Genomic DNA, 9,775 nt, shown 5'->3' with positions numbered 1-9,775 from the left:
CCGCCGTACCCCGGCGAGTGAACGATTCTGCTTCAGCGCGGTGGTGGCAGGCGGTTCAGGAAGACTTCGAAGGCCGTCGGCTTCACCGCCGTCACCCCCGTGAACGGGAAGTTCATCTCCTTGATGACGATCAGTGAGATCACCACCAGCCCGGCCAGCGCCAGCACCATCAGCGTGTGCGAGAGCGTGTTGGAGAGGCCGAACAGGAAGGTGAAGCCGATCGTCAGGACCGCCCCCGCGATCAGGGCCGTCCAGAGCAGCGGCGGCACTTCGTCGTCCACCTGGTTGAGCCGCTGGCGGCGCTCGGACGCCAGGTTCTCCAGGTGGCTGACGGCGTGCTCGTACAGGACGTTCTGCTGTTGGCTCTCCGGCTTGATGGAGAAGACGCCCGCCCGCATCCCGTAGACGAGCTGGGTGGCCTCCGGGCTGCTGTGGTGCTCCGCCATCAGCGGCCACTCGGTGTCCATCACCAGGCGGGCGTAGTCCAGGGTCTGCTTCTCCAGCTGCGGCCCGAGCGGGGCCGGCAGCTCACGGGAGATCCAGTAGATCCCGGCGAGCGAGTCGGCCTCCCGGAAGGTGGTCTTGCGGGCGGAGTCGTTGGCCTCCCAGACGGCGATCACCACGAACGCCAACAGGACGGCGTAGAGCACCCCGACCGCCGCGAAGATGAATCCGGCGACGTCGTTGTGGGCCTCACGGACCGGGTGCGGGACGAAACGCTGCAACAGCTTCAGGGCAGCGGCCAGGCAGAGCAGGACAATGACCACAATGCCGATGTCCAGCCAACTCATGGGCTATTCCTCGCGATCGAGCAGTGATCGGGCAGTGATCGGACGACGGGCGGGCGTGACCGGGCAGGCGGCGGCCGGAGGTGACCGGGCGAGCGGCCGCCGGGCCCCGGCGGGGTCAGTGGCTGCGCCGGGTGACCAGCTCGGCGAGTGCCAGCAGGTCGTCGGCGGCGGCCGGTTCGGGCACGGCCTCGGCCAGGTGGCCGATCGCCGTGGCCATCCGCTCGCAGGACTCGCCCTGGGCCCAGGCCCGGCCGCCGGCCGCCTCGACGGCCCGGGCGCAGCGCGCCAGCTCCTCCTCGGTCAGCGGGCGGTCCAGGCCGTAGAGGCTCGCCAGCACGGCGCCCTCCGCGCCGTCGGCGGCGAGCGCGGCCACCACCGGGAGGGACTTCTTGCGGGCCGCCAGATCCGCGCCGACCGGCTTGCCGGTGACCGCCGGATCGCCCCAGATCCCGATCAGGTCGTCGATCAGCTGGAACGCCAGGCCGATCTCCCGGCCGAAGGCGTCCATCGCCTGCGCGGCCTCCTCGTCCGCCCCCGCGTAGAGCGCGCCGACGGCGCAGGCGCAGCCGAGCAGCGCGCCCGTCTTCGCCTCGGCCATGGCCAGGCACTCGGCGAGCGAGACGTCACCGCGTTGTTCGAAGGCGCAGTCGGCCTGCTGGCCCGCGCAGAGTTCGACCACGCAGTCGGCGAGCCGGCGGCCGGCCTCACGGGCGGCAGGGTGGCCGTCCTCGGCGAGCAGCCGCAGGGCGAGCGAGTGCAGGGCGTCGCCGGCGAGGATCGCCTCGGTGGTGCCGAAGACCCGCCAGGCGGTGAGCCGGTGCCGCCTGGTGTCGTCGCCGTCGATCACGTCGTCGTGGAGCAGCGTGAAGTTGTGGACGAGTTCGACGGCGGCGGCGGCCCGGACGGCGGTCGCCGGATCGCCGCCGAGGGCCCGGGTGGCGGCCAGCACGAGGGCGGGCCGGATCGCCTTGCCGGCCGGGCCGGCGGCCGGGCGGCCGTCGGCCTCCGACCAGCCGAAGTGGTAGGCCGCGATGCGGCGCAGTGACACGGGCAGCGTGTCGACGGCCGCGCGCAGGACCGGGTCGACGAGACCCCGGGCACGGGCGAGGACGTCCTCGACGTCACTGCCCTCCCGGTGGTCCCGTTCCAATGCGAAGATCCCCATGCTTCCTCCCCCTGACGCGGGAACGCGCGCCGGTTGCCGGGCACCGGCCCCGCCCGGGGCAGCGGCGCCCGGGCGCGCCACGCGGCCGCGTCCCGGGCGCCGCCCGAATGCGGGCGGCCGGTGCCGGGCGCCGGTCTTCGTGACCGGCACCCGGGTAATTCGGTGCTCGCCGGTCAGTCGCGCGGACGGGCGATATCGACGTTCTCCAGGACGCCGATGGCGTCGGGCACCAGAATGGCGGCGGAATAGTAGGCGCTGACGAGGTAGGAGATGATCGCCTTCTCGTTGATTCCCATGAACCGGACCGACAGGCTCGGCTGGTACTCGTCGGGAATGCCCGTCTGGTGAAGGCCGATGACGCCCTGGTTGTCCTCACCGGTACGCAGCGCGAGGATCGAGCTGGTGTGCCCGTCCAGGATCGGGATCTTGTTGCTCGGGAAGATCGGCACCCCGCGCCAGGCCGGCACGTGGTGGCCGTGCACCTCCAGGGAGTCCGGGTAGAGGCCGCGGCGGCTGCATTCGCGGCCGAACGCGGCGATGGCCTTCGGGTGGGCGAGGAGGAACTTGGTGCCCCGGCGGCGGCTCAGGAGTTCGTCCATGTCGTCGGGGGTGGGCGGGCCGGAGTGGGTCTGGATCCGCTGGTCGTAGTCGGCGTTGTGGAGCAGGCCGAACTCGCGGTTGTTGATCAGCTCGTGTTCCTGGGCCTCGCGCAATGCCTCGATCGTCAGCTTCAACTGCTGTTCGATCTGGTTCATCGGCTGGTTGTAGAGGTCCGCGACCCGGCTGTGCACCTGGAGCACCGTCTGCGCGACGCTCAGCTCGTACTCGCGCGGCGCGAGTTCGTAGTCCACGAAGGTGCCGGGCAGCTCGTGCTCGCCCTCGTGGCCGGCGGACAGCTCGATCTCCGCCTCGCCGTGACGGTTCTGCGCCGCCTGCGAGCCCGCCAGGTAGGACAGGATCTGCCCGCGCAGCGCCTCGGAGCGGTCCGCCAGCTCCTGGAACGCGGGCCAGGGCAGCGCGAGGACGGTGCCCGCGGTGGCCGCCTTGACGGTGTACTCCCAGGTGGCCTCGGCCTGGAGCAGGGCCTCGTCACCGACATGGTCGCCGTCCGCGAGGAAGCCGACCACCGTCTCGTCACCGTACTTGCCGGTGCCGACCTTGTTGACCTTGCCGTGGGCGATCAGGAAGACCTCTTCGACCGGCTGCCCGGCCTGGACCAGCACATCCCCGGCCGAGAAGTCACGCTGGGCGAACCGCGAGGCCAGCTCCGCCAGCACGCCCTCGTCCTCGAACCCGCGCAGCACCGGCAGCTCGCGGAGCGAGGGCGGCACCAGCCGGACGTCCGCCCCGGTCTTGACGAAACTCACCCGGCCACGCCCGACCGCGTAGGTGAGGCGCCGGTTGACACGGTACGTACCGCCGGCCACCTGCACCCACGGGAGCATCCTGAGCAGCCAGCGCGAGCTGATGCCCTGCATCTGCGGCGCGGACTTGGTGGTGGTCGCGAGGTTCTTCGCGCCCGCCGTACCAAGGCTCTGCTGCTGCCGCGTTTGCGGCTGCCCGCCCTGCGCAGGAATACCGACGTTGGTTTCGGTCGACATACAGGAACCCTCCGCGCTAACCGAATGAAATGTCGCCTTGCAGCAATCATCGTGGGGCCAATAGAGCTAACCTGCAATCACTCTTTCGAGTGATCAGGAGGGTTGAATAATTAGTACGAATAGGTCGCCTGAGCGATTACGGTTCGAGTGGCATTCGAATCTCCCGAACATCGCCCGACCGCCGTTGCGACGACATCGCGGCGGCATCCCGCAGAGATCCGGAGCGGCCTCGAAAGGCACTCGAACGGCATCCGGTTCACGTTCGGGAAATACTCCGGAAAACCCGCTGCCACCAGGCAGTTCGCTCCCGCCGGCGAGCGCCGGCCGGCCCCCGTCCGGGCGCTGCCGGGCGGCCGCCCGTCCAGCCCCGACCCGCCGTTCACGCCGACGCCGCAAGAGCGCTAAGGTGCCACCTCAAGGGCACGTCCAAGGCGCCGAAGACATTGAAGCCATTGGCCGACCGCCGGGTTTCGTATGCCTACGCACCGAGCGAGCGGCCGGACCGGATGCCCTCCCGAACGTTCACTCCTGCCCCGGGAGACCTCCGTGAGCGCACCCGTACGCGTCTGGCTCAACCGCACCTACGCCGAGAACGTGTTCTTCATCGAACAGTTGCGCGATGCGCCGCGCCCGATCGAGGTCCATGCCACCCACGTCGACCCCGACTCCCCCGTGCTGGCCGCCGCCGACGTCGCCGCCCTGGAGCCGGAGGGCCTCGCCCCGGACGAGTACGTCGCCTTCGCGCTCGAATACTGCGCCCGCAATTCCATCGACGTCTTCCTCCCCCGGCTCAACCAGCTGGCCATCTCCCTGCACCACAAGGACTTCCAGGACGTCGGCACCGCCCTGGCCTGCCCGCCGGCGACCGCCATCTCGGCCTTCGCCAGCAAGGTCGACGGCTACGCCGCCATAGCCTCCGCAGGGCTGCCGACGCCGCCGTGGTGGCAGGTGCGCAACGCCGCCGAGCTGCTCGACGCGGTGTCGCAGATCGAGGCGGCCGACGGCGTGCCCTGCCTCAAGCCCGCCTCCGGCGCGGGCGGCGAGGGCTTCCGGGTGCTCACCCGCGAGCCGTTCGGACTGGACCGGCTGGCCGGCGCCCCGAACGCGCACGTGCAGCTCGACCAGGTGCTGGCCGCCATGGACGCCAGTGACGCACCGGTGGACCTGCTGGTCATGCCGTACCTGGAGGGCCCCGAGGTGTCGGTCGACTGCCTCGCCGACCGCGACGGCACCGTGATCACCGCCATCGGCCGCACCAAGCACCGCCGGCGGCGCAGCTTCACCACCGCCCCGCGCTACCTGGAGCCCGCCACCCGGCTCGTCGAGCAGCTCGGCGTGGCGTTCCTCTCGAACGTGCAGTTCCGCCACCACCACGGCGAGCCGGTGATCATCGACGTCAACACCCGGCCGGCCGGCGGGCTCCACCAGCTGCGCCTCTGCGGCCTCAACCTGCCGTGGAACACCGTGCAGTTGGCACTGGGCGAGACCCCCACCCCGGGGCCGGCCGACAAGCTCGCGGGCATCGAGTACACGTTGGTCTCGGGTGTGCAGCCGGTCCTGCCCCGCCCGGTGCCGCAGGCCGTGGAGCGGGTCCCGGTGGCATTCGAACGGGCCGAGGCGGCCGTGAACGCGGCGGTCTGAGAGCGCGTCCGCAGCAGCGGGGCGGCGGACCGGGGCCCGGCTAGACCGCGCTCCAGTCCGGCCCGTTCCAGTCCAGCGTCGGCTCCAGCACACCCTCCAGGGTGAGCAGCCAGCGCTTCACGTCGATCCCGACCCGGCCGCCGCCGAAGCCGCCGATCCCGTCCGCGGCGACCACCCGGTGGCAGGGCACCAGCAGCGGCAGCGGGTTGGCGGCCATCATCTGGCCGACCGTCCTGGCCGCCAGGCCGGGCTCGGTGATGTCGTCGAACACCCCGCTGCGGGCCGCGAGTTCGCCATAGGTGATGGTCTTCCCGTACGGCACCTCGGCGAGCAGCGTGCGCAGCACGACGAGGTGCGGGCCGCTCGCCCGCGACCAGTCGAGCGGCAGGCCGGGCTCGCGGCGCTCCCCGGCGAGGTACTCGGTGATCCGGCCGGTGACCGCGTCGATCTTCACCTGGTCCGTGCACGGCAGGGCCTGCGGGCCGGTCTCGGAGACGGCGTAGCCGGTCGCCACCACGCCGGCCGGCGTCACGGTGACCTGCATCGGGCCGCTGGGCAGCGGAGTCCCGACCGTCAGCCAGGAGATCGACATACCGGCAAGCCCCGCCTCGTCCACCCGGCCGCGTCCGACGGGCACGGCGCCCGGATGGTCCGCACACACGCCGTGGCCCCGGAGGCGGGCCCCTACGGCTGCCTCCGGGGCCATCGTACGACCGCCGCGCGCTGCCGCGCGGGGTGGTCGCGCAATCCGTCCGGGGCCCGGACGGCGGTGGGTCAGCGCCGCTCCTTCAACTCCGCGGCCAGCCCCCGGGCCCACTGCACGACGTCCTCGCGCTTCTCCGGCCGGCCGTCGCAGAGCACCTTGAGCTGCGCGTCGGTGAGCCGGTTCGGTCCCGGGATCTCCAGCAGGTAGGCGAGTTCCTCCAGCCCCGACGCGAGCCGCCGGGCCTCGCCGGCGCCGATCGCGACCGCCGCCTCGTGATGACTGATGGTGACAGAACCGGGCATGTCGGCCTCCTCCGTGCTGTCCCCCTTCGGTTCCTCCACCGTACGGCGGCCGGCGGCGGCGTGCAGGGCCGCCGGCGGCGGTCACGCCTTCCGGGAGCGTCCCGCGGCCGTGCCCGGACTCATCCCGGCCAGTTGCAGCCAGCGGTCCAGGCCGGGGCCGCCCGCCCGGGCCGCCGGGTGCGGCAGACCGGTGTGACGGCTGCGGGCGATGTAGTCGTGGGCCGCGCTCACCGTCCAGGCCGGGAGTTCCTGGTCGATCAGCCGGTCCCACTTGGTGGTGGAGCGCTCGTCGTGCAGCTGGTGGAGCGGGAGGTGGCGGCAGGCCGCCCAGCAGATCAGGTCGGGGGCGTCCTCGACCAGCCGTCCGTACCCGGCCCGGGCGGTCTTCGGGAGCTGCGCGAGCGCCTGGCGGGCCGTCCGCCGGGCCTCCAGCGCCCGGAGCACCCCGACCGCGTGGACGCCGGGATGGATCAGCGCCTGGTAGTGCGGCGAGGAGATGTCCGCCCACAGCCCGTCCAGCCCGTCGTCGGTCGAGACCAGCTGCGACAGGTACGGCGTGGGCGCGGCGCAGAGGCAGGCGAGCGCCCGGGTGACGTCCGCCATCGAGAACCGCGGCAGCCAGCCCTCCCGTTCGAACTCCTCGACCAGGCGGCGCAGTTCGGGGCAGCGCCGGAGGCAGTCCTGGGCCGTGGCCGGGTTCAGGTAGAGGTCGGCCACGTCGTGCAGCCGCCGGACGTGCTCGCGCTCCGGACTGGTGAACACCTCCAGCCGGACGGTCGCGCGGTCCAGGTGGGCCAGCCCCGACTCGCGGGCCGCCCGGGCCAGCAGCGTCAGCCGCTGGAACCCGTCGATGGACTCGGGCCGGGTCAGCTCGACCACCTCGCCCCGGATCCGGATGCTCTCCGCGCCGAGCGCCAGCTGCCCGACCCGGCCGAACTCCTCCGGCCGCAGGCGCAGGAGCTCGGCGAGCTCCCGGTTGTGGGCGCTCTCGTAGAGGAAGCCCCGGCGGGCCCGGAGCCGGCGGGCCGCCTCCGGCCCGGCGGCCAGGCCGGCCAGCTCCCCGGCCGCCGTCTGCAGGGCCCAGCCGCGGTCGAACCGCGTCAGCCGGCGGGGGCGCAGCGCCAGGACGGGCCCGGCCGGCACCGCCGGCTCGGAGCGGCCGCCCGGGCCGGGGCCGCCGGGCGACGGGAATAGTTGGTTCACGTATCTGCCAACGGCGGACCGGCCGATCGGTTATGGCACCGGCTCCGGGAATCTGGCCGCGCCCGGCCTGGTCCGCCCCCGGTGAGGAGGTTCACGACCGCGGCCTCGGTCCACCGGCCCGCGGCTCCCGGCCGGCTGCTGAGGTAGCCCGCGATCCGCGCCGGGCCCCAGCCGTACGCCTCCCGCAGTCCGGCGGCCAGCTGCCCGAGGTAGGCCGCCGCCGGACTGTTCAGGTCGGCGGCCGTGCTGCGGCCCGGCGCGGTGAAGGTCAGCACCGGGAGCCCGTCCAGCAGGCCCGGGCAGAGCAGGGTCCCGTACCGCCCGTCGCCCAGCCGGGCGCGGCCCGTCGCCAGCACCTGGGCCAGGTCGAGTTCGGCGCCCGGGGCCCGGCCGCGCTCCTGCGCGGCGATGTCCGAGAACTGCCCGGCGGACAGCAGGTGCGCGCGGGCGGGCAGTTCGCCCTCGTCGAGCGGGTCGTAGCAGGCGGCGCCGCCCGTCCACACCGCCGACCGGCCGGCGAAGTACAGCCGCCCCGGCAGCAGGACGGGCAGCGAACGCTCCGGCGGGCTGCCGTCCCGGCAGCCGGGACAGCTTCGCAGCGCGCCGGGCGGCCGCCCGCCGGTGAGGTAGTAGGAGAGCCGCTCCAGGCGCATGTTCGAGCCGTACGCGGCGTACCAGACGCGGTCCACCGGGCCGTCGACGGGCAGGCCGGGGACCGGTCGCCGGGGTGTCTGCACGGTTCCTTCCGTCCCGTTCGGCGGGCGCCGGCCCGGGCGCCCGGGGCCACCATCGTCCGGCCGGCCGCCACCGGGTGCCCGGCCGACGGCCGGCCCGCTGGGCCAACCGGGTGATCTTGCCCGGGCGGGGCGGGACGGTGGCGGCGAGACTCGTACGAGGCCGGAACGACCGGCCGCCGGCCGTCGGCCGGTGACGTCACCCGGCCCGCCCGGATGCCGGCACGGACGAGGGGAGCGGCCATGGCCGAACCGGCGAGCGACGCCACCGCGAGGGGCCTGCGCGACACCTTGAGGAGCCGGGGCTACCTGCGCCTGCTGCTGGTGTCCGCCCTGGTGGGGGTGCCGGTGTCCCTGGCGGCGTTCGGGTTCGTGAGCCTGGAGCACGAGCTGCAGCACTGGGTGTGGGAGTCCCTGCCCGAGGCCCTCGGTATGGACCGGGCGCCCTGGTGGTGGCCCTTGCCGGCCCTGCTGCTCGCCGGGCTGCTGCTGGCGCCGATCGTCACGCGGATGCCCGGCCGCGGCGGCCACCTGCCGGTGAACGGGCTCGGCGGCCCGCCGACCCTCCCCCGGGAACTGCCGAGCGTCCTCCTGGCCGCGTTCGCCTGCCTGCCGCTCGGCACCGTCCTCGGTCCGGAGGCGCCGCTGATGGCCATGGGCGGCGCCCTGGCGCTGATGACCGTCCGCGCGGCCAAGCGGGCCGCGGAGCCGAAACTCGGCGTCGTCCTGGGCGCGGCCGGTTCGACGGCCGCGATCTCCACCATCTTCGGCAGCCCGCTGGTGGCGGCGGTGATGATGATCGAGGCGGCCGGACTGGCCGGCCCCCAGCTGGTCGTCCTGCTGCTGCCCTGCCTGCTGGCCAGCGGTGTCGGCGCGCTGGTCTTCATCGGCTTCGGGCACTGGACGGGGCTGAGCATCGGCGCCCTGTCGCTGCCCTCCGAGCCGCCGGTCGGCCTCCCCGACGCGGGTGACTTCCTGTGGGGCGTGCCGGTGGCCGCGGGCATCGCCGCCGTGTGCGTGGTCGTCCAGGGGATCGCCCACCGGACGGCCGCCTTCACGGCCCGGCGGACGGCCGTACGGACGGTGCTGTGCGCGGTGGCGGTCGGCGCGAGCATCACCGCGTACGCCCTGGTCACCGGCCGCTCGCCGGAGGAGGCCGCGCTGTCCGGCCAGGCGACCCTCGGCGCGCTGGCCGCCGATCCGCAGTCCTGGCCGGTGGGCGCACTGATCGCCCTGATCGTGTTCAAGTCGCTCGCCTGGGGCGTCGCGCTCGGCAGCATGCGCGGCGGTCCGATCTTCCCGGCGATCCTGATCGGCGCGGCCTTCGGCGTCATGTGCGCCGGCCTCCCCGGCTTCGGCAGCTCGGCGGGCCTGGCCACCGGTCTGGCGGCCGCCGGAGCGGCCCAGACCCGGCTGCCGCTCACCAGTGCGGTACTGGCGGCCGTGCTGCTCGGCGATTCCGCGACGAACCTGGTGCCCCTGCTGATCGTCGCCGCCGTCACGGCCTTCGTCACCGCCGAACTGCTGCGCGGCCGGCGCCGGCCGGCCATGGCCGCAACGACGGCGGCAGCGGCGCAGCAGCAGCACTGAGCGTCGCTGCCGCAGAGAGCCGCCCGGCGCCCGGCCCGCGAA

9 protein-coding genes are annotated in these 9,775 nt (G+C 73.6%); 2 read left to right on the top strand and 7 right to left on the bottom strand.

The annotated features are described in order from the left end of the window. Positions 1 to 32 precede the first annotated feature (32 nt). The 3 genes from ACFUK0_RS38235 to ACFUK0_RS38225 all read right to left on the bottom strand — a co-directional run bounded on the left by ACFUK0_RS38235 (position 33) and on the right by ACFUK0_RS38225 (position 3,557). A complete protein-coding gene (locus ACFUK0_RS38235; protein WP_380258352.1) occupies positions 33 to 791 on the bottom strand; it encodes a hypothetical protein in 759 nt (252 codons plus the stop codon). Positions 792 to 906: 115 nt separating this feature from the next. Beyond that, entirely contained in the window at positions 907 to 1,956 is a 1,050-nt protein-coding gene (locus ACFUK0_RS38230; RefSeq protein WP_380258350.1) for a family 2 encapsulin nanocompartment cargo protein polyprenyl transferase, read from the bottom strand. A 173-nt stretch (positions 1,957 to 2,129) separates the two neighbouring features. Continuing rightward, a complete protein-coding gene (locus ACFUK0_RS38225; protein WP_380258348.1) occupies positions 2,130 to 3,557 on the bottom strand; it encodes a family 2B encapsulin nanocompartment shell protein in 1,428 nt (475 codons plus the stop codon). A gap of 546 nt (positions 3,558 to 4,103) precedes the next feature. Here ACFUK0_RS38225 and ACFUK0_RS38220 point away from each other — a divergent pair. Then, a complete protein-coding gene (locus tag ACFUK0_RS38220; protein ID WP_380258346.1) occupies positions 4,104 to 5,198 on the top strand; it encodes an ATP-grasp domain-containing protein in 1,095 nt (364 codons plus the stop codon). A gap of 40 nt (positions 5,199 to 5,238) precedes the next feature. Here the strand turns inward: ACFUK0_RS38220 and ACFUK0_RS38215 are convergent, their stop codons facing one another. The 4 genes from ACFUK0_RS38215 to ACFUK0_RS38200 all read right to left on the bottom strand — a co-directional run bounded on the left by ACFUK0_RS38215 (position 5,239) and on the right by ACFUK0_RS38200 (position 8,146). After that, entirely contained in the window at positions 5,239 to 5,835 is a 597-nt protein-coding gene (locus ACFUK0_RS38215) for a methylated-DNA--[protein]-cysteine S-methyltransferase (RefSeq protein ID WP_380258344.1), read from the bottom strand. A gap of 137 nt (positions 5,836 to 5,972) precedes the next feature. Beyond that, complete coding sequence (locus ACFUK0_RS38210; protein ID WP_380258342.1) at positions 5,973 to 6,206, bottom strand: hypothetical protein; 234 nt, start codon at positions 6,204 to 6,206, stop codon at positions 5,973 to 5,975. Between the two features lie 81 nt (positions 6,207 to 6,287). Further along, entirely contained in the window at positions 6,288 to 7,409 is a 1,122-nt protein-coding gene (locus tag ACFUK0_RS38205; RefSeq protein ID WP_380258340.1) for a hypothetical protein, read from the bottom strand. After that, a complete protein-coding gene (locus tag ACFUK0_RS38200) occupies positions 7,406 to 8,146 on the bottom strand; it encodes a histone deacetylase (RefSeq protein ID WP_380258338.1) in 741 nt (246 codons plus the stop codon). The genes ACFUK0_RS38205 and ACFUK0_RS38200 overlap by 4 nt, the downstream gene beginning before the upstream one ends. Before the next feature lie 240 nt (positions 8,147 to 8,386). On the opposite strand from ACFUK0_RS38200, the gene ACFUK0_RS38195 reads away from it, so the two are divergent. After that, positions 8,387 to 9,733 (top strand): chloride channel protein, encoded by a 1,347-nt coding sequence (locus ACFUK0_RS38195; RefSeq protein WP_380258336.1) that lies wholly within the window; start codon positions 8,387 to 8,389, stop codon positions 9,731 to 9,733. Positions 9,734 to 9,775 lie beyond the last annotated feature (42 nt).

It is taken from the genome of Kitasatospora sp. NPDC057223 (assembly GCF_042669755.1).
Lineage (GTDB): Bacteria > Actinomycetota > Actinomycetes > Streptomycetales > Streptomycetaceae > Kitasatospora.
Note: the sequence above shows the minus strand (reverse complement) of the source record. Positions and strands in the feature narration are given on the sequence as shown.